Source organism: Ruegeria sp. R8_1, from assembly GCF_017743815.1.
GTDB lineage: Bacteria > Pseudomonadota > Alphaproteobacteria > Rhodobacterales > Rhodobacteraceae > Ruegeria > Ruegeria lacuscaerulensis_A.
Genome location: NZ_JAGHRL010000003.1, coordinates 373,112 through 391,945, shown reverse-complemented (window position 1 = coordinate 391,945; position 18,834 = coordinate 373,112). Strand labels below are relative to the sequence as shown.

The following is an 18,834-nucleotide window of genomic DNA, read 5'->3' as shown; positions in this document are numbered from 1 at the left end:
GCTACTGGATTGACAGGTCCAGATTGTAGCCAACCGTCTTGCCGGTGTCGCGGTCATTACCCATCAGATAAACGCGGATTGTGTAGTCCCCGCTTTGGGGCAGGTCGATACGGGCGGTGTTGCCGTCGATAGAGCCGATATAGATCGCCTCGCCCTCACTGCCCGGCGGCAAGATGTTGAAATAAATCACACCGTTGCCGTTAGTGTCGCGGACTTGCAGATCGGCGAAAATCTCTTGCCCGGCCTTCGCGCCCAGCTTGTAGTCGAAGTACTCGTCCCCGATGATGGTGCCGCTGACCATCGTGCCAAAGTTGCCGGGTTCGAATTTCACCTCGGCCACATTTTGGGCCAAGACCGATGTGGTAAACCCCAGTGCCACTGCCATACTGAACAAGTGTTTCATCATGCAAACAACCTCCATTCAATGAGGCTATCCTATCACGATGCGCGCCTGCTGTCAGATGCGTAGAAAGGGTTGGAACAGGCGCGGCATCAGCTTGTTGAACTTCAGCGGTGCGTCGGTCACGGCCAAACAGATACAATCCTCGGACATGTCGGCCGTAGGCGTGTGGTGCAGATCCTCATCCGCGATCTCGACATCTCCGCGGGCGAAATGGTCGACCTCATCCGAAAACGCCCCTTGCAAGACCATTGTCAGCTCCATCCCGTTGTGGCTGTGGTCCGGTACGGCGGCCCCAGCGGGGATAAACAACAATCGCGCGGTTGCTTCACTAGTCGTCGGCAAAATAGCCTGCTTCACACCCATGCCGATAGAGCGCCACTTGATCGCCTCAACATTTCCGCCCACATAATCCTGCAACGGAGCAGGCAGAACCGAACATCCCGGTTGGGCTGGTTTTGCGATCGGTGCACCTTGCGCAATCAACGCCATAGTTGCCGCAAGCGACCCGTCGCTCATCCGAGAGGCGATTTCCTGATCTTCCAGAACGCAGCCACCGACGGCATCAAAGCTTTCAGCCCGTGCACGGCAGTGGTCGCACAGAGACACATGCGTCGCGACCATGAGGTCAAACGCTTCGGGCAGAGTGCCCGACGCATACGCCATCAGTAGGTCGTCCGTCAGGTGATGTTTGATCTTGTTGCTCATCTTCATCATCTCAATTCATCGCATGGCGCAAGCGGTCTAGCGCCAATCTAATTCGCGATTTGATCGTGCCCAGTGGTAATCCGGTTTGCGAGGCAATTTCTCGGTGACTCAGGTCCCCGAAATAGGCCTTTTCGATCAATTCTCTTTGCGCCTCTGGCAACGCGGTCAACGCGTCGCGCAGCTGCGCGGTTTCCTGTTGCAGCGCCATAACGTCGTGCTGATCCGGCTCGGACTCGGGTCCCCATCCCAAATCTTCGGGCTCGGGTCGGCGTTGCTTGCGCAGCACATCAATGCGCTTGTTCCGAGCGATCGTAAACACCCAGGTGGCCACGGTCGCTCGAGCGGGATCGAACAGATGCGCCTTGTGCCACAAGGTCGCCATCACCTCCTGCGCACATTCCTCAGCAAGGGCCACATCGGACCCCGACTTGATCAGGAACGCTTTGACCCGAGGCGCAAAATGCTGGAACAGCTCGGCGAAAGCCGCCTGATCCTGCGCATCGCGGATACGGGCAACATGGCTGACCCATTCCGTTCTGGTCTCGCAATTGCCGTTTGCGTGGTTCACCGGTCGTCCTTTTACTCGTTGTTTCCCGCGCGGGGGCATCACAACGGGCTTTTCAGCCACCGGTTCACCCAAGCTCGCGGTATCGATCTCGGTAAACATACTCTTTTTACGCGGGCTGTCCCAACTTGGATCACTAAGCACGAAAATTTTAATCCAAACGAGCTGTCTTGTCGTAGTATCCCTATGAATTGGCCGCAAAAAATAAGCGCTGTTTGATCAAATCGCGGGCAGAATGGAAAATGTGGAATGAACCGGATAGACCATATTGCAGGGCAAACCTATCATGGGCGTAAAGGGGCCATCGAAAACGCGTTTCGCTATTCGGTCGATTACATCCTGTTTGACCCCGAGAAAAAGGCCGCAACGCCGCATCTGTTTTCCTTGAACGGCGCAAACATCACGAACTGGAGAGATAGGGACCATGGTGGTGCGCCAGGTAAGGGGCGCGGCGCGGCTTGGTTGCGCGAACAGTTCGATGCGCTGGGCGTTGTGCAACCGGCGCACATCATGCTGCTGACCCAACCCCGTGTTCTGGGCCATGTGTTTAATCCGGTCAGCTTCTGGTTCTGTTTTGACGATTGCGACAACCTTTACTCAGTGGTGGCTGAGGTAACGAATACTTATGGCACGCGGCACAGCTACCTGTGCCACAATGCCAATTTCGCGCCCATCCAACCCACTGATCGCATCGTGGCAGACAAGCTGATGCATGTATCGCCATTTCAAAAGATCGAAGGCTCTTACACGTTTCGATTTGACTACCGCGCTGACCGGGTTGGTGTTTGGATTGATTATGGGCGCAAGTCAGGGGGGCTGATTGCCACGCTTACCGGCCCAAGGGCACCTTTGACCGATCGCGCGATCCTCTGGTCTTTGATACGACGTCCGTTTGGGGCGCGGCGTGCCTTCACTCTGATCGTGTGGCAAGCGCTGAAACTGAAATTAAAAAAGGCCCAGTTTCGTCCTTTCCGCACCGCACCCGTTCCGGATCATCCGATTTCTCGGATACGCAAGCCATAACCCGCCGCTGTTTGCGTAAGATCAAAGACTCAACCCTTTGAGAATGGTTCTGGTAGTAAGTAAGTCGCGAACACGAGGAGTTGGGACATGTTGGAAATCTCGGCAAGAAAAATAGCTCAGGTCGCCATGATGGGGCGTGAACTGGACCGGGCCGAGGGCGAATTGCGCGCTTTTATTGGCCGGATGAGCGAAGACGAGCAGGCCGAACTGGTTGCCGTCATGTGGATCGGACGTGAAAGCTTTTTCGCGGATGATCTGGCTGAAGCGATCGCGACCGCCAAGTCCGAGGCGTCGACTCCTTGCGCGGACTACTTGATTGGTACACCGCACCTGTCTGACCATTTAGAAAACGGTTTGGACGCCTTGGGCATTTCGGCTGAAGACGTCGAAAACGATCTGATGTAGGGTCGCGCGCTCCGTAGGCGATCCGCAGCGGGGTCGAAAGACTCGACGCACGTCCAGAAATATGGCCTGGCCTATTCTTTTAGTGGTCGACAGTTCTTGCCGAGCCAGTACGCTGAGGTCGCCAATCGAAGATCGTTCAGGCCCTGACCTCACGGGCACGATGACTGAACATTGCCTGACCCGATTGAACGTCTGTCCGGAAATCCGCCACACGACCGGGAAGCGAGCGATAGAACTGACGCAAGCCGGGCTCGATTTCGACCGCGATCGCCAGACAGTGCCCGCACAACTGCTCGATCCTGTCGAAAGGCTGCCGGTCTCGGATAGCGGAAATAAGTTCGTTATGTGCCTCTGAAAGCCGGTGAAACGACGCGCTGTTCAGCACGGTGTTGTCTCCGATAAGAACGAACACCGCTTCGAGATCCGTTTTGCCTTTCAGATCGACAAATCCGGCTTCAAGCATTGCCATATCCTGATGCGCAGCGTTGTAGACTGAGTGTGAGACAAGGATGTCGTAATCGACATGGCGACAGCTTTGTTCAATGCGGGCTGCCACATTCACCACATCACCGATGACGGTATAGTTGAACCGGCTGCGTGATCCGATATTGCCGACGCAGGCGTGTCCCGTGGCGCATCCCGTGGCAAGGGCAATCGGCGGTCGGTCCTGCATCACCTTCGACGCGTTGAACGCAATCAGAGCTTTGCGCATCAACAATGCCGCGTGCGCAGCGCGACAGGGGTGGTCTTCCACCGGCAAAGGCGCATTCCAAAACGCCATAACTGCATCGCCTATGAATTTGTCGATTGTACCTCTTTCATGCAAGATCTGGTCGCCCACCTGCGAGAAAAGCTCGTTCAGCAAGGTCACCAGTTCGGTTGCGGACACGGATTCAGAGAGTGGAGTAAATCCCCGTATGTCCGAGAACATGACCGTGATCTCCTGCGTCTCGCCGCCTAGTTTCAAACGGTGGCCGGACTGCTCCATTTCGTTGAGGATTTCCGGTGCTACGTAATGTGAAAAAACCTTGCGGATTTCGTGCTTCTCACGCTCGGTTGAGACAAAGAGATACCCGGCTAACAAGCCGAAGTTGGCCATTCCCCCAGCCAGGGGGAACGTCACATCAAACAAAATCAGCTGATTTTGAAAAGCAAGCCAACTTGTGCCGATGACCACAGCAGCGGCTAAACCCCCAGCAACAAATGATGCAACTGCCCCAAAGCTGGACATGACAGCGATCACGATCAGGCCGAGCAACACGAAAGACAGCAGCTCCAGCGCAGCGGTTACATCTGACCGGCTCAGCATTTCGCCGGTCAGGATCTGTTCCAGCAGTTGTGCGTGGATGGATACGCCGGGGACGGACTCGCCAAGTGGCGTCTGGTGCATGTCGAACAAACCTGCTGCAGATGTGCCAATCAAAATGATCCGGCCGTCGATTTCAGCTTGCAGCGCGGGGTCATCAGGACTTGTCATTACGTCATTGGCCGACAAGTAGAGCTCGGGTTGGTCGCGCCTGTATCTGATCCAGACCTCGCCGTTTTCAGTGGTCGGCAACCGAAAATCACCAAGCTCGACCGCAAGCATAATGCCCTCTTCATCGGATGATCCCTCGGCCAGCACAAAGGGCGCGCCGATTGCCACCCTGAGCGCTTCGATGCCAAGGCCGGGAAGTGGACCGCTGGGGCCGTTCCAAAGAACCGGAACGCGCCTTACAACGCCCGTTCCCCCCAGGGGTGAGACATTCACACCGCCAATGCCAGCAGCGCTGCGCCCCAGAGGTGGCGCTATTGGCGTCCAGAACGGGACAGAGACCAGCCCGGATGCCGGTTGTTCACCGACCTCAATAATGCCTGCCTTCGGTGTAATTTTGGCACCTTCCTGCGAGACCCGGGCAGCAGTTCCCAAGACAACGGGCCAATTCGCTACTTCCAGACCGAACAGAACGTCGTAGTCCATCTTCTGTGCATGGTGTTCGACCGTCAGAACACCCGCCAAGGCAGGGTCGTTCAGCAACCGCGCAGGCGAGTATCTGTCGGGCTCGACAAACAACATATCAAAAGCGATTGCCGCAGCGCCGCTTTCGCCAAGGTTTTGCACCATCTGGGCCAATAGCGTTCGGGGCCATGGCCATTGGCCCCAGACCGCCAGGGTTTCTTCGTCAATGTCCAGAACGCGGATCGGCAAGTCCGGGTTGTATTCGCGCGGTGAAACACGTTGCAGCAGGTCGAAGTAAATCAAACGGCTCATGCGAATGGGATAAGGGTCAATGACCCTGATGAAGCAACCGATCAGTATCAAACCCAGCCCGACCAGGCGAAAACCGCGCCGCCGTCCCGTTTTTTCTCTGGATTTCCCGGTCAAGTGTGCCTCCGATAACATCGGGCGAGGGTTGCCCGGTTTGGGTTATCAGCTCGCTGACGCGTCTGCGTGTGCGGGCACGTCACTGTGCCGTAGAAAGGGCGCATGTACTCAAGCGTCGCCCCTGTCTCGCTTACCTTTGCCGCGCCCTTGACCTTTCCCGTGCCCTGGCCCTTTGCCCTGTCCGGGGTTGTTAACCCCGCCAGATGGCCCGCCCCGACCCGCTGGGTTAGAACCATCAGCCTGACCCGACCTGCTTTTTGGGTCCGAAGGCTCCGGTGCAGGCGGTTCGGGTGCCGGCGGTTCGGGTGCCGGCGGTTCGGGTGCCGGCGGTTCGGGTGCCGGTGGTTCGGGTGCCGGTGGTTCCGGCGCACGTGGCTCAGGGGCGGCGGGAGGGTCACCTGCCGGTGGGGCAGCAGTGATTTTTGCTTGCTGCCGGATGCGTCGCGGTGTCGGTGCGTCGGACTTAATGGGTGGCAATGGAACGGATTCAGCTGCGCAGCCACCAATCCCGACTTTCAGCGGGCTTAGTAGTTCGTCTTGAGACTGTACGAAAGGAAACCCGGCCTTCAGCGCCAACTCGTATTGTTCCTGATCTATAGGTCGACCAACATTGCCGCGCTGAGTGGTCGCGAACAGACTGCACTGTCGCCCAGTGGAGCGGCATGTCCCGCCGAGGCCACACATTCGAACAGTGCCATCCAAAACCAGCATTGCGCTTTGCGTTCCGGGAACAACCCACATGTCGAACGTTGTGCCCCGAACGGCCATGGTGGCTGTCGGGGTTTGGATAGAATATGCCCTTTTCTTACTTTTCCCCGAGATGAAGCGAAAACTTCCGCCCAATGCCTGAACCGCAAAGGACTTTGCTTTTTGCTTGCCGCGCAACATGGTCACATCAAGTACCATGCTGGCGTTCGGTCCGATCGCTATTTTGGTTTCATCGACAAATATCAATTGAACCAATCCATTTTGGTCGGTTGTTATGGCGTCGCCTGACTCGACCTCCATACCGGACCGTAAGGGCTGTGATTCTCCGCTTCTGACGATTTGTGCGCCTTGTTTGACACCGACGACTTTTCCTATGTTGGCCCAGACTTGCACAGGTACAAGCAATGTAGACAACACAAAACAAAACACTTTTAACCAGGCCAAGCTTATATACCCCCAATAGCTTAGAAATGGGCTGAACGCCCACTGCCCGGTTTTGCCCCCTTTAAATTTAATCTTATCGGTTTCTTAAATATGTATAAGCAAATATGCCTTAAACCATGTCCTGTTGGCAAGTTTTCTGACTCGCCCTGCTTCCGCGCCCCGATCGGCGCCGTGCGTTGGGCCGGTTTCTCGGCGCGCACTTACGCCAACTAGGTGTGTCTTTTACGAATTCTGGTGCCACCTTTGGGCCGTAAGTTAGAAAAATAACAACAGCTGGGAAAATCGCCTTGTAACTGGTCGCCGGGCAGGGATATACCGGCCAACGGAGACGTGGCCGAGTGGTCGAAGGCGCTCCCCTGCTAAGGGAGTAGGCGGGAAACCGTCTCGAGGGTTCGAATCCCTTCGTCTCCGCCATATATCATTGAATGTAAATGATATTTTTCGACTCTAGTCGTGATACCCGCCAAAAAAACCCGCCATCCCAAATGCGCTTGGTTGCCACCTCATGCAACGGGTGAATCAGCTATGCCCAATTGCAACCCACTGGCCGCTTCGTACATCGTATCTAAATTGCGTATTCTAATGCGATTGCCGCACCTTTCCTAAAACCATTGCCGCCCAATCCCAAAAGGAGTGTGTAGCCATCACTGCTTGAGTAAAGCGAACCTTATCGGAATCCACCTCAGGATATGCGCACTGCATCAATCAAGTCTCGGACGAAAGCTCGAGGAGCTTGTCGGCAGAGCGGTCCGCAGCAACTAGAAAGACTAGCTGACGGACACAATTAGCTCTGCCCTCCAGTCGCACCTATAAGGTTTTCTTATAGAATTCAGTGTAGTCAGCATCGAACACGGGTTTCTCAACTGGTAGATTCAAAGCCACGCGCAATTTGTTGGCAATATGGCGCCGCGACCAGTTGACGGCAGCAAGACCCGAGCCATGATCGCTTTCAAGCTCCTCAATCAGAGTTGCAACTTGATGGTACAAGTCATCCTGCGGCGTATCAAACGCTAGCGCGGCTGCCGGGACAGCTGCGGTTACGGTCATTCCGGACCCCACTGCCAAAAGGGCGCGGCGGTTTATTGAAAGACGGTCGTGAGAGTTTGTCATAGAGAAAGTCCTGAAAATTGTGAAAAAGCCCGACTGCGTAGCGCACGCCGGGCCGGGTGTCGTTACAGGTCCGCAACATCGCCGAGATTGATTCCCAACGCGTCCGCGATGCCCTGCGCATAGGCCGGATCGGCCCTATGACAGTTACGGATGTGACGGTGTTTGATCTCGATACGAGCCGGAGCGATGGCTCGCGCAGTGTTGTCAAACAGCTGCTGTTTCTGATCATCAGTCATCAGTTGGAACAGGGCACGGGGTTGCGAGTAGTAGTCTTCATCCTCGCGATGGTTCCAGTGATCGGCCTGACCCTCAAGCGACAAGGGCGGTTCGGAAAAATCGGGCTGTTCTTGCCACTCTTCGAACATGTTCGGTTCATAACCCAGAGTAGACCCATAGTTGCCGTCGACCCGCATCGCGCCATCGCGGTGATAGGAATGGAAAGGACAGCGGGGCGCGTTGACCGGAATTTGCGAATGGTTCACGCCCAGCCGGTAGCGAGCTGCGTCACCATAGGAAAACAGCCTCCCCTGCAACATTTTATCCGGTGAGAAACCGATGCCTGGTACTACGCTGGAAGGCGCGAACGAGGCTTGCTCAACCTCCGCATAGTAGTTTTCGGGGTTCCGGTTCAGCTCGAACTCACCAACTTCGATCAGAGGATAGTCCGCCTTGGGCCAGATTTTGGTCAGATCGAACGGGTTGATGTGATAGCTGCCTGCTTCTTTCTCGGGCATGATTTGCACAAACATCGTCCACTTCGGAAAATTGCCCTGTTCGATGTTGTCATACAAGTCACGCTGGTGGCTTTCCCGGTCTGCCGCGACGATTTCAGCTGCATCGGCATCGGTCAGGTTCTTAATCCCCTGCGCGCTTTTGAAGTGGAACTTGACCCAGAAGCGTTCGTTGTCCGCATTGATCAGGCTGAATGTGTGGCTACCAAAACCGTCCATGTGCCGATAGGTTGCGGGTAGGCCACGATCCGACATCACAATGGTGACCTGATGCAGGGCTTCAGGTAGGTTAGTCCAAAAATCCCAGTTGTTGTCTGCACTACGCATGTTTGTGCGCGGGTCTCGTTTGACCGCGTGGTTAAGGTCGGGAAATTTCAGCGGATCGCGCAAAAAGAAGACCGGGGTGTTGTTGCCGACGAGATCCCAATTGCCTTCATCAGTATAGAATTTCATGGCAAAGCCACGAATGTCTCGCTCAGCATCTGCGGCCCCTCGTTCACCCGCTACGGTTGAAAATCGAACGAACATCTCAGTCTCTTTTCCGATTTTGGAAAAGATGTTGGCGCGAGTGAATTTAGTGATGTCATGGGTTACTTTGAACGTCCCATACGCTCCGGAACCTTTGGCGTGCATCCGGCGCTCCGGAATCACTTCGCGGTCAAAATGTGCCATTTTTTCAAGAAACCATACATCCTGCAGCAGCGCGGGGCCGCGACGACCTGCTGTCATGATGTTTTGGTTGTCAGGGACCGGGGCCCCGAATGCGGTGGTTAACTTAGGTTTTTTAGCCATTCACTTTCTCCTCGATTTGTGCGTCGAAGCTATCGTCGGAGAAAATTTTGTGAACCGGGCAAAATTCAACTTATGGTCGCATTTCAAACACGTGTTAGGGAACAAATTGTGTAAAAATATTTTTGAATAAAAGTCCAAAATGTAGCTTATTTACAAGCTATCAAAACATTGTAGGAAGTTCTGCCAACTTGTTTACACTCGACCGGTTGTGATCTGCTCTTTGGCTTTCAGATGATTGAGTCGAGAGCGCAACTGTCCCAGAGGCTGAAAGCACCGATTTCGGCATGACGCTCCGCAATGGCAGAGGGCTAAGTGGTGTCAGACGCGAGACCTCGGAGCGACGAAAAATAGCTGCCTTGGCACGCAGACCTTCATAGCGGGCTTCAGCGTCGGTGCTGTGATCGGGTGCTGGTCATCAAGGGTCCCACCAGGGCTGACGTCGCTATAGCCTCAGAGCAGTGTAAAATAGCAATTCTGTTAAAGAGTAGATCAAAAAACAGACAGTTCGAATCCGGTGCTTGCAGCACGGGCCTGTTGTCGCTTGAATTCGAAAAGAAACTGAAACCGAGGGTCCCTTCTGCCCCTCCACGGACTCCGACAGTCTCTGACAACGGATACGGAGGTTTACTGTATCAAACTCTCGAGCTTTGCATCCGGGAAACGTAACAAAACCGAACCGATTTGGTTGGTTGGTGTCAAGCACAGAGCCGTTGATAACCCGTCCGCCAAGGCAGCATTGGGGGCGGAAACCGATACTGCGCCTTGAGGTACTAACCGGTTGTTGGGGTCAAAGATATGGTGCATGCCACCCGCAAGTCTCATCATTCCCGGTACTGAAGTCGCAACGGCTCTGTCGCGCAATTCAAGCTTACCGTGCACATTTTCCTTCGGTCCAGCCAAGCCGACTTGCCATGCGCGCCCGTCGTTGCGGGTGCCTCGCGCCGATATCTCGCCCATATTGACCAGAACATTTCGCAGACCGAACTGGTTCAGCAGGGTGGTTATGCGGTCGGTGATTTCACCTTGCGCAATCCCGTTCAGGGTCAACCCGGCAAGTCCGGCGTGCGGCAGGCGGATTGCATCAGTGTCCACCGATATCTTGTGCAACCCTACTGTTTGACGGGCGCGATCCAATTCCCTTGCATCAGCCCTTGTTGCCGAAGCCATCCAGAGCGGTTGAATCGTCGGATCAAATGCACCGTCCGAGGCGTCGTGCAATGCCGAGCACAAGCTGAGAACCTGTAGCAGTTCTGGCGATGGCGCGGTCAGGTGCCCATTTGTATTTAGCCGACTTAGCTCAGAATAGGGGCGATACAGACTGAATATGTTCTCTAGCCTGTCTAGTTCTGCCGTGATTGCGGCAAAGATGGGGGCCGCCTCGGCGGCGTTCAGGCCCTCAAGGCGCAGGTTGGCTTTAGCGCCCATGGCCGTGCCGTGCCACATAGCAGAACTGGCGGCGGCTACCGGGGTGCAGGCACAGGCGGCTGAGATAGTCAAAAAGCGGCGACGGGTGAGGGCGATCATGACGGGGTCTCCAGCTTCAGGTCCAAATCGACGGGACCCAGAACCTCGGTATCGGGGATCTCTGCAAGGGGCACCGCAGTGCCGCCGTAGGTGTCGATGAAGGTCTGTGCAGCGGTGACATCCCCAAAGGGCACCACTTCGCGGGCTCCCATGCCACCCGCGACTTTGGCCCCGACCACAAAGGTCGCGCCGTCGGCTGCAATCCAGTTCGCGATCCCCGGCTGCCGCCAGCTCGGCGCGACGCTCATGTCGCTGACATATACAGCTGTGATCTTGGCGTCGCGTTCAGGGCTTTTGAGATAGGCCACCATGTCGCGCACCTGCGCAAAAAACAGCGGCGCGGGGTAGCCTTCCAGATGGATTTGTCCCTTGGGCCCGCCATGTTCGGCGATGTTCATCTGACAGAAGAAACTCAGCGCATCTGGGGTCAGGTCCACTGGGCCGGGGGCCTCGGCCACCTCTTCCTTACAGGCACTCAGCGCGATCAGGGCAATCAGGCACAGGCGCTTCATGGTTCAACCCTCCGGAATGCGGTGCGGGCGAGCGTGAAGGCCAGCACCGGCCAGATCAGCAGTGAGGCAGGCGCGGCCCAGACGGGCAGGGCCTGCGCGGCACCGGTCATGCCCGAGGCCATGGCCACGCCTTCGGTTGCGGCGATGTTCCACAGACGGAATGCGTCGGCCGGGTTGGCCACCATCACCCACGGAAAGACGGATTGGGTGAAGACGCCGCCCTTGTCCATGACGACGGCCCCCAACAGGCCCAGATCATAGAGGACGACAAAAACCAGCCAGAGCCCGGCCGACAGACCCGCCGCCGCCGTGGCCCCCTTTGCCAGGGCGGACAGCAGGTATCCCAGCGCCAAAAAGACAGCGCCCAGAAGGATGGATGTGAGGATCAGGCGCGCCAGAGCCATCAGGCTTTCAGGCCCCGCGCCACCAAAGAAGGCGGCCACAGCGCCTGCGGTGCCAAACCCCACGGTCATGGCGAAAGCCAGCGCCGCCAGATGAGCGGTGAACTTGCCCAACAGGATTTCTCCGCGCCCCGCGGGGTAGGACAGCAGCAGCGACAAGCTGCCCCGGTCCACATCACCTGCGATGGCATCAAAAGAAATCATAAGCGCCAGCAAGGGCGCAAGATAGACTGACAGCGTGGTCATCGACGCGACCGAGACGGTCAGCATGTCGACCCCCAGCGTGCCGGTTGGCGCGCTGCCTGCGAAAGTTAGCGCCAGCGCAAACAGCACCATGATCAGCGTCGCGACCAACAGCCAGCGGTTGCGGCGCAGGATCAGCATTTCGGTGCGGGTGATGGCGAGGAAGCGGGTCATTGCGATCCCTCCTGTGCGTAATGGCGATAGAGGTCTTCCAGCTTGGGTGGGGTCATTTCCACATCCGCCACCGCGTCGCCCAATCCGGCGATGCGGCGCAGGGCCTCCATCTTGTCATCGGGGGTGCAGAGCAGTTCCACAGACGCGCCGTTGATGCGGTTGCCGCCCAGTTCGGCGGCCAGCGCATCGGGGTTGGCACTGGCGCGCACCTTCAGGCGGATCGGCAGACCGGCCAGCGCAGACAGGTTGGTCAGCGTGTCATCGGCCACCATCCGACCCTTGCGCATGATGGCGATGCGGTCGGTGCGGGCCTCAACTTCGGTCAGCGCATGGGAGGCGATAAGAACGGCGGTGCCTTGCCCGGCCAGCTCATCAATGATGGCATACAGGTCCTGCCGCGAGATTGGGTCCAGGCCCGATGTGGGTTCATCCAGCAACGCGACCTTCGGCTGACCCAGCAGAACCTGCGCCAGACCCAGACGTTGCCGCATCCCTTTGGAATAGGCCCCAATCCGGCGATCCAGCGCATCGCTGAGGCCGACCCGCTCCAGCAGGCCGGGCACATCCGCCTTCGCGCCCGAAAGCTGGGCAAACAAGGTCAGTTGCTCGCGTCCCGTCAGGGCCGGGTGGAAGGACACCGCTTCGGGTAGATAAGCCGTCTCGCGCCGCGCCTGTGCGCTGCCGGGGGTGGCGTCCCCGATGCGAATGGTGCCGCCCTCAATCGGGATCAGGCCAAGGATGGATTTGATAAGCGTCGACTTGCCCGCGCCGTTATGGCCCAGCAGCGCAACGCGCTGACCGGGGGCAAGGGATAGGGTGATGTCGTCAAGAACGCGGGTCTTGCCACGGTCCTTGCAGACTTGGTTAATCGTCAGGGCCTTATCCGTCATGAGGCACCTTTTTCATAGCTGGGGGTTCAGGGGCTTGCATCAAGGGATTGCTGTCCATCACACCGCCCGGCAGCAGCGCCGGGAAGGCCGATTGCGACCAGCGCACCAGCTGCACGGCAGGCGAGCCGAGCAGCAGTTTGGCTGCGGGTTGGGTCCACAGCACATGGTCCATTGAATCGTTGGGGCGATAAGGGGCATCGGCCACGCCATTGCCATCCACATCATAGGCGGCGAAATCGGACCAATAGTTTCCACGCCCGTTTTCTGACCACTCGACCCATTTTGTCGAGACGTATTTCACCTGTGTCCGGTTGCCGACAAAGGCATTGCCAACGATCCGGTTGCGCTCACTGCCGGCGGTAAAGTGGATGCCGATGCCGCAACCCTGGAACCAGTTGTCAGTGAATTCGTTCTTGTTCGAATTATAAAGGAAGGTGCACTTCTCTTTCGCACCTTTCACAACATTGCCGGTGATGACGCTCTTGTTGGCATAGTTCAGCATCACGCCATGTTCGCGGTCGTCAATCGAGATATTGTCGGTGACTTTGACGTTTGAGGTGAACATCACCGCATAGCCCAGATCGTTGCCGATCGAGACATTGTTGCTGACCTCGGAATTGTCGGCATACATGTAATGCACGGCAAAACGCAGGTCGCGGAACAGGTTGCCGGTGAACAAGTTCTTCTTCGAAGAATTCACGAAAATTCCATCGCGGCCAAACTGAATGTCATTGTCGGCGACAACGGCACCCGGTGCGTTCCAGACATAGACCCCATTGCCGCGCGCGTTCATGTGGCGGTCCTGCCGCCCTTCGATCCGGTTGCGGCGCACGATGCTGTCCTTGGCCCCGTGGATGTCGATGCCATAGAGATTGCCCAGCAGCACATTGTCCTCGACCACCGGCGCGTGGGCCGTTTTGGTCAGCTGGATGCCGCTGTCGATCCCGTCATGGTCCGAGCCAGAGCCAATCACTGTCAACCCGCGCAGGGTCACGCCGGGGCCGGTCACGGTGATGACGCTGCCCTCACCTTGTCCGTCAATGGTGGCCTGTCCCAGCCCGTCGATTGTGACGGGCCGATCCAGTACGAGGTGTTCGGTATAAACACCGGGGCTCAGGCGGAGGGTGTCCCCATTCGCCGCCTGCGCCAGTATCTCGTTGATGGCCCCCGCCCGGTTGGGCACATCCCAGTCCGCCGCCCAAAGGGGCGAGCCGAGCAGGAGCGGTATGAGCAGGGACCAACGCATGATTATGCGCTCCGCGGCTCAACAAACATCCGGCCGCGCATTTCCATGTGCAGCGCGTGGCAGAACCACTGGCAATAGAACCAGTGCACGCCCGGACGGTCAGCGATGAACGTGACCGAGGCGGTGGCCTGTGGTGCAACCTCCATGGCGACGCCGAAGTTCGACAGGCAGAAGCCGTGGGTCACATCATCCACGTCATCCAGGTTGGTGACATAGACAGTGACTTCGTCTCCTTGCTTGACGGTGAACTTCTCCATGCTGAACACAGGTGCGACCGAGGTCATGTAGACACGCACCTTGTTGCCATCTCGGATCGGCTCATCCGCGCCATAGTCCAGATCGACGCCATCGGCCTCGGCCTGTTTTCGCGCATCTTCCCACATCGGGTCGTTGCGATCCCAGACATTGACCGGGTTCACCTTGGAGCGGTGCACAAGGATCGAATCGTGCGGTTCCGCAAAGGTCGGGCCGTCATGAACCACCTTCATCTTGTCGCCCGAGATGTCGATCAACTGCTCATTTTCGGGCTTCAGCGGACCGACGTTCAGGAAGCGGTCTTTCGAGAACTTGTTCATCGAAATCAGCCACTTGCCGTCAGCCTCGGCGGTTTCACCCATCGAGGTCGAGTTGTGGCCCGGCTGATACTGCACGTCCACCTTGTCAAGGATCGGATCGACGTCCGCGCCGCCAAAGGCTTCGATGGCTTTGGCGATGTCCCATTTCACCACCTGGCTGTCCAGGAACAGGGTGGTGTAGGCGTTGCCCTTGCCGTCAAACGCGGTGTGAAGCGGGCCAAGACCCAACTGCGGTTCGGCCACGATGGCGGAACGCGGATCGGCGTTGTCGGCAAACAGCGCGTCGACTTTTTCGACATCGATCACGGACACGGTCGGCGACAGCTTACCGTTGATCATGATGTGTTTCTTGTCGGGCGCGGCATTCACACCGTGTGGCGAGTTCGGGATCGGGATGTAGCGGGTCAGGTTGCCGCCAGCCTCTTTGCGGCCGTCTACGACCTTAACGCCGTTCAGCTCCTGATAATTGCCGGCGGCGATGGCGTCTTCGATGCCTTTGAGGTTGAACACGACCACGTGGTCCAGCTCATTCTCGGTCATCTCGGCCAGATTCATGCCCATTTCCGAGTTATAGGACGTCGAGAAGGCGTATTTGCCCTGATAGTCGCAGTCGGTGTTGTCGAGGTTGCCCGAAACCATCACCTGCCATGCGATCTCCATGCTGTCACCGTCAATGGCGGTGAAGATGTTCACGTATTTGGATGGATCGTCGAGGATCTGGCCGTCATTGACCAGCGGGGCCTCGTGCTCACCATTGGCAAAGACATAGCCGGTGCGCGGGTATTTCTGTGGCCGCAAGCCGTGGATGTCATGCGCGTTCGGAATCTCGATGATCTTGTCGCATTTCATCACGTCACAGCGCACGCGGGCCACGCGGGTGTTGGCCTTGTCGTTCATGAACAGATAGCGGCCGTCATAGGTGCCATCGGTGAACGACATATGCGGGTGGTGAAGGTCGCCATTGTCATAGGTGACCTTGCCGTTTGCGGCCAGAAACTCCTTGGTTTCGGGCAGCAGGCCCTCGGTCAGGATCTTCAGCGACTCGTTGGTCTGACCCCAGCCGGTGGCCGAGCAGCGGTTGAACACCGGCACCCGCATAAGCTCGCGCATCGAAGGCACGCCCAGAATGCGCAACTCACCCGTCTGGCCCGAGGACCAGAAGCCGTAATATTCGTCCAGCTCACCCGGTTCCAGATGGGCTTTGGCGGCGGCGCTGGCTTCGCGTGCGGTCATCAGGGTCGAGCCGAGGCCCGTCCCGGCAATCACGGCGCCGGTGGCGGTGGCCCCCAGCATTCCGCGGCGTGTGATGTTCAGTTTGTTTTCTTGGTCTGACATGATCGTCCCTCCAATCAAGAAGCGGTTTGCGGTTTGGCGTTCGGATGGTTCGCCGGTGGTTGTCCGAGCGGGGTCTTCATCTGGACCGACCCTGTCTTGGCCCGCCGCTTCAGCTGGCGGATAACGACGGGACATTTGTCCTCGGACTGATAGAGCACCTGACAATGCAGGCAGGTGACGCACTCATTCGGGTTGATCTCACCGGTGGGGTGGATCGCCTGAACGGGGCATTCGTTGGCGCAGGTCTGACAGGGCGTGCCGCAATCCTTGTAGCGGCGCAGCCAGTCGAACATGCGGATACGGGCAGGGATCGCCAGCGCTCCGCCCAACGGGCAGAGGTAGCGGCAGTAGAACCGTTCCACGAAAAGCCCGATCCCCAGCAGGGTCAGCGCAAAGACCACAAACGGCCAGTCGCGCATGAATTTCAGGATGATCGCGGTCTTGAACGGCTCGACCTCGGCATAGGTTTCGGCCAGCGGGATCGAGACAAAGCTGATCCCGAACAACACGAGAAAGATCATGTATTTCGCAGGCCAGAGGCGTTCGTTCAGGCCCCAAGGCAAGGTCCATTGCGGCACCTTGAATGCCCGCGCGATCTTGTTGGTCAACTCCTGCAGCGCGCCAAACGGGCACAGCCAGCCGCAATAGGCCCCGCGCCCCCAGAACAGCAGGGCGGCGGCCACGGCGAACCACTGGATGAACACCAACGGGTCCAGCAGGAAGGCATCCCATGAAAAGCCTGTGCGCAGGCTGCCCGCCAGTGCCATCAGGTTCACCACGCTCAGCTGCGCATTGGCGTACCAGCCGATGAAGAACAGCGTCATGGTCAGGTACCCGATGCGGAACCAATGGAAGACCCGCGCATTCATGGTGGCGTGGAACTGGAAGAAGAAGGTCGCCGTCAGCACCAACAGCATCGCGCCCAGCACCCCAATCTCAACCGTGCGGTCCTTCCAGATGCGTTTCCACAGCGCGGCCTTCGCTGCCGCTTCGCTGGTGGCATCATCGACAACCACAGGGGTCGCAACGGGCAGCAGATACTGCTCGGGTAGTTTGTAGCCCAGATCGAAGGTCAGGAATGTTTTCTCGACCGCGCCCACGGCCCGCTGCGCCAGTAGTTGCAGGCGGAAGGGCTCGGCGGGATCGAACTCGGCCTCGGCGGGGATCTTGAAGATGTCCAGTTCCGTAAAGCTTGGGGCATCGGGGGCTGCAACCTCGCCCAGACGGCGCTGCTGCTTGTCGAAGAACCGCACCGAATTGTCGCCCTGGATCAGCTGAATCCGGTCGAAAATCCCGCCCCGGACATAGCCCGAGCCCTTGAAGCTGTAGGCCCCGCGCCCCAGCACCAGAATGGCCTGTTCGCCTTCATCCAGCCAGTCGACCATGTTCTGATATTCGGCCTCGCCCAACAGCGATTTACCGATCGACGGCACCGAGACCAGCGCCATATGCATGTCGATATAAGTGTCGTCAGGTTCGCCGGGTTCCGGGCGCTTGATCGCGCGCTGATCGCCCGTCGCCTCGAACGCCGCATTGACCTGCCCGATATCCAGCGTCAGCCGCCGGATCGAACCGTCGCCGGATAGGGTGGTCCAGTCATAGATGGCGTCCTGCGCCATATCGACCTCGCGCTTGGGCCCATCGGCCTGCGCCGGTGCCAAGCCGCCCAAGCCCAATGCGCGCGCCACCTTGATGCCGCCGCGCACAAGACTGTCGTCGATCACCATGATCGTGACTGTCGCGCCTGAGATGATGTCGAGGTCATGCCCTTCACCGCCCGTCTCGGCCTCAACCTTCAGATCAAGCCCGGCATAGCCTTCGGTCAACTCGACCATGCGGGAATTTGGGATGCCAATCAGCACGATGGGTTCCGAGTGTTTGACCAGTTGCACTCCGGTCAAAACCGCGTCGTCATCAATTGCGGCGACCACGTGGATGGGTTTGCCGGAATAGCCAGTCGTGCCCACGAAATCTGAGGTCAGGAAGGCCCAGGCCACGGTCTCGCCCCCTTTCAGGACGGGTGCAACGGGCACATCCTCGCGTACCGGGCCAAAGGCATCGGCTCCGGGGGCCAGATCGGCGGGCTCGATTTCAGGCAGGAAGCTGGCAAGGCTGTCGGCATGGGCAGTGATCGCCATCAGGCAGGACAGGACAAGGGCCAGCAAAATGTGGAATGCGCGACTTACGACCACGGCGCACCTCCGATCTTTAGGGTGGACGCCACGGACGCGCGCAATGCGCGTTCAGTTGTTTCTTGGGGCGCGCGCGGGGGTCCTCGGGATTCAGGCCACAAACGGGTTTGATCATGGGGCTGGAACTGATCTGCAAACTGGCACTGGGCAAGATCGGTCTTCTGAGACAGGACCAGATGCGGCAAGTCGGGCAGCGGCGCCAGCGTAGTGACGGCGCACAGGGCGCAATCGGCGCATTTCGGGCAGGGTGCGGTTGGGTCTTTGGTGCCTTCTTCAAGGTCGACCTGAACCCAAACCGCCCCCGCCTCCGAGCAGATCTCCACCCACATGCTTTGGCCGGGACTCGCCAGAACCGGGCCAAGCGTTTGCAACAGCAGAAGAAGGATGCCCGCCCATGCACAAGCCACGCGGGACGCGCGAACAGGGAGGTTGTGCAGAGGGTTTGAGACGGGCATGGAGAATCCAACTCGGTATTCTTTTCCTGCGTTCTA

At 58.0% G+C, this 18,834-nt stretch carries 17 protein-coding genes and 1 tRNA gene; 3 read left to right on the top strand and 15 right to left on the bottom strand.

The genetic code is table 11. From position 1 onward, the window contains the following. Nucleotide 1: 1 nt before the first annotated feature. From J7380_RS09285 to J7380_RS09275, 3 genes are read right to left on the bottom strand one after another with little or no spacing between them, the layout of a single operon-like run. The gene (locus J7380_RS09285) at nt 2-406 is read right to left on the bottom strand and encodes a hypothetical protein (RefSeq protein WP_247742469.1); all 405 of its coding nucleotides are present in this window, start codon (nt 404-406) and stop codon (nt 2-4) included. Nucleotides 407-457: 51 nt separating this feature from the next. After that, nucleotides 458-1,108, bottom strand: a complete 651-nt coding sequence (locus J7380_RS09280; protein WP_209195470.1) for a ChrR family anti-sigma-E factor — start codon at nt 1,106-1,108, stop codon at nt 458-460. Between the two features lie 10 nt (nt 1,109-1,118). Continuing rightward, nucleotides 1,119-1,775, bottom strand: coding sequence for a sigma-70 family RNA polymerase sigma factor (locus J7380_RS09275; RefSeq protein WP_209195469.1), 657 nt, complete (start codon nt 1,773-1,775; stop codon nt 1,119-1,121). Nucleotides 1,776-1,922: 147 nt separating this feature from the next. Here J7380_RS09275 and J7380_RS09270 point away from each other — a divergent pair, with 147 nt between their 5' ends. Continuing rightward, entirely contained in the window at nt 1,923-2,696 is a 774-nt protein-coding gene (locus J7380_RS09270) for a DUF1365 domain-containing protein (RefSeq protein WP_209195468.1), read from the top strand. An 87-nt stretch (nt 2,697-2,783) separates the two neighbouring features. Continuing rightward, a complete protein-coding gene (locus J7380_RS09265; RefSeq protein ID WP_170756006.1) occupies nt 2,784-3,101 on the top strand; it encodes a DUF3775 domain-containing protein in 318 nt (105 codons plus the stop codon). A 136-nt stretch (nt 3,102-3,237) separates the two neighbouring features. Here J7380_RS09265 and J7380_RS09260 read toward each other — a convergent pair whose 3' ends face one another. Continuing rightward, the gene (locus J7380_RS09260) at nt 3,238-5,352 is read right to left on the bottom strand and encodes an adenylate/guanylate cyclase domain-containing protein (protein WP_247742468.1); all 2,115 of its coding nucleotides are present in this window, start codon (nt 5,350-5,352) and stop codon (nt 3,238-3,240) included. Between the two features lie 222 nt (nt 5,353-5,574). Next, nucleotides 5,575-6,474, bottom strand: coding sequence for a FecR domain-containing protein (locus J7380_RS09255; protein WP_247742467.1), 900 nt, complete (start codon nt 6,472-6,474; stop codon nt 5,575-5,577). A 468-nt stretch (nt 6,475-6,942) separates the two neighbouring features. Between J7380_RS09255 and J7380_RS09250 the strand changes: the two genes are divergently transcribed. Then, nucleotides 6,943-7,032, top strand: a tRNA-Ser gene (locus J7380_RS09250). A gap of 393 nt (nt 7,033-7,425) precedes the next feature. Here the strand turns inward: J7380_RS09250 and J7380_RS09245 are convergent. The 10 genes from J7380_RS09245 to J7380_RS09200 form a co-directional block, all read right to left on the bottom strand. Beyond that, complete coding sequence (locus J7380_RS09245) at nt 7,426-7,665, bottom strand: hypothetical protein (RefSeq protein ID WP_209195465.1); 240 nt, start codon at nt 7,663-7,665, stop codon at nt 7,426-7,428. Nucleotides 7,666-7,790: 125 nt separating this feature from the next. After that, nucleotides 7,791-9,251, bottom strand: coding sequence for a catalase (locus J7380_RS09240; protein ID WP_209195464.1), 1,461 nt, complete (start codon nt 9,249-9,251; stop codon nt 7,791-7,793). 624 nt (nt 9,252-9,875) lie between these two features. Further along, nucleotides 9,876-10,775, bottom strand: a complete 900-nt coding sequence (locus J7380_RS09235; protein ID WP_209195463.1) for an FAD:protein FMN transferase — start codon at nt 10,773-10,775, stop codon at nt 9,876-9,878. Next, the gene (locus J7380_RS09230) at nt 10,772-11,287 is read right to left on the bottom strand and encodes a nitrous oxide reductase accessory protein NosL (RefSeq protein ID WP_209195462.1); all 516 of its coding nucleotides are present in this window, start codon (nt 11,285-11,287) and stop codon (nt 10,772-10,774) included. The genes J7380_RS09235 and J7380_RS09230 overlap by 4 nt, the downstream gene beginning before the upstream one ends. Beyond that, the gene (locus J7380_RS09225) at nt 11,284-12,105 is read right to left on the bottom strand and encodes an ABC transporter permease subunit (protein ID WP_209195461.1); all 822 of its coding nucleotides are present in this window, start codon (nt 12,103-12,105) and stop codon (nt 11,284-11,286) included. Before J7380_RS09225 ends, J7380_RS09230 begins: the two co-directional genes overlap by 4 nt. Next, nucleotides 12,102-12,995, bottom strand: coding sequence for an ABC transporter ATP-binding protein (locus J7380_RS09220; protein ID WP_209195460.1), 894 nt, complete (start codon nt 12,993-12,995; stop codon nt 12,102-12,104). Before J7380_RS09220 ends, J7380_RS09225 begins: the two co-directional genes overlap by 4 nt. Next, the gene (locus J7380_RS09215; protein WP_209195459.1) at nt 12,985-14,241 is read right to left on the bottom strand and encodes a nitrous oxide reductase family maturation protein NosD; all 1,257 of its coding nucleotides are present in this window, start codon (nt 14,239-14,241) and stop codon (nt 12,985-12,987) included. Before J7380_RS09215 ends, J7380_RS09220 begins: the two co-directional genes overlap by 11 nt. Before the next feature lie 2 nt (nt 14,242-14,243). After that, the gene (nosZ, locus tag J7380_RS09210; RefSeq protein WP_209195458.1) at nt 14,244-16,151 is read right to left on the bottom strand and encodes a TAT-dependent nitrous-oxide reductase; all 1,908 of its coding nucleotides are present in this window, start codon (nt 16,149-16,151) and stop codon (nt 14,244-14,246) included. A 14-nt stretch (nt 16,152-16,165) separates the two neighbouring features. Beyond that, nucleotides 16,166-18,343, bottom strand: a complete 2,178-nt coding sequence (locus J7380_RS09205) for a NosR/NirI family protein (protein ID WP_209195457.1) — start codon at nt 18,341-18,343, stop codon at nt 16,166-16,168. Continuing rightward, nucleotides 18,334-18,798, bottom strand: a complete 465-nt coding sequence (locus J7380_RS09200; RefSeq protein ID WP_209195456.1) for a DUF2946 family protein — start codon at nt 18,796-18,798, stop codon at nt 18,334-18,336. The genes J7380_RS09205 and J7380_RS09200 overlap by 10 nt, the downstream gene beginning before the upstream one ends. Between the last annotated feature and the right edge of the window lie 36 nt (nt 18,799-18,834).

Bases quoted from the DNA above. Each gene is read 5' to 3' on its own strand.
- J7380_RS09285 (WP_247742469.1), bottom strand. From the start codon at position 406: ATGATGAAACACTTGTTCAGTATGGCAGTGGCACTGGGGTTTACCACA.
- J7380_RS09280 (WP_209195470.1), bottom strand. From the start codon at position 1,108: ATGAGCAACAAGATCAAACATCACCTGACGGACGACCTACTGATGGCG.
- J7380_RS09275 (WP_209195469.1), bottom strand. From the start codon at position 1,775: ATGTTTACCGAGATCGATACCGCGAGCTTGGGTGAACCGGTGGCTGAA.
- J7380_RS09270 (WP_209195468.1), top strand. From the start codon at position 1,923: ATGAACCGGATAGACCATATTGCAGGGCAAACCTATCATGGGCGTAAA.
- J7380_RS09265 (WP_170756006.1), top strand. From the start codon at position 2,784: ATGTTGGAAATCTCGGCAAGAAAAATAGCTCAGGTCGCCATGATGGGG.
- J7380_RS09260 (WP_247742468.1), bottom strand. From the start codon at position 5,352: ATGAGCCGTTTGATTTACTTCGACCTGCTGCAACGTGTTTCACCGCGC.
- J7380_RS09255 (WP_247742467.1), bottom strand. From the start codon at position 6,474: ATGGAGGTCGAGTCAGGCGACGCCATAACAACCGACCAAAATGGATTG.
- J7380_RS09245 (WP_209195465.1), bottom strand. From the start codon at position 7,665: ATGACCGTAACCGCAGCTGTCCCGGCAGCCGCGCTAGCGTTTGATACG.
- J7380_RS09240 (WP_209195464.1), bottom strand. From the start codon at position 9,251: ATGGCTAAAAAACCTAAGTTAACCACCGCATTCGGGGCCCCGGTCCCT.
- J7380_RS09235 (WP_209195463.1), bottom strand. From the start codon at position 10,775: ATGATCGCCCTCACCCGTCGCCGCTTTTTGACTATCTCAGCCGCCTGT.
- J7380_RS09230 (WP_209195462.1), bottom strand. From the start codon at position 11,287: ATGAAGCGCCTGTGCCTGATTGCCCTGATCGCGCTGAGTGCCTGTAAG.
- J7380_RS09225 (WP_209195461.1), bottom strand. From the start codon at position 12,105: ATGACCCGCTTCCTCGCCATCACCCGCACCGAAATGCTGATCCTGCGC.
- J7380_RS09220 (WP_209195460.1), bottom strand. From the start codon at position 12,995: ATGACGGATAAGGCCCTGACGATTAACCAAGTCTGCAAGGACCGTGGC.
- J7380_RS09215 (WP_209195459.1), bottom strand. From the start codon at position 14,241: ATGCGTTGGTCCCTGCTCATACCGCTCCTGCTCGGCTCGCCCCTTTGG.
- nosZ (WP_209195458.1), bottom strand. From the start codon at position 16,151: ATGTCAGACCAAGAAAACAAACTGAACATCACACGCCGCGGAATGCTG.
- J7380_RS09200 (WP_209195456.1), bottom strand. From the start codon at position 18,798: ATGCCCGTCTCAAACCCTCTGCACAACCTCCCTGTTCGCGCGTCCCGC.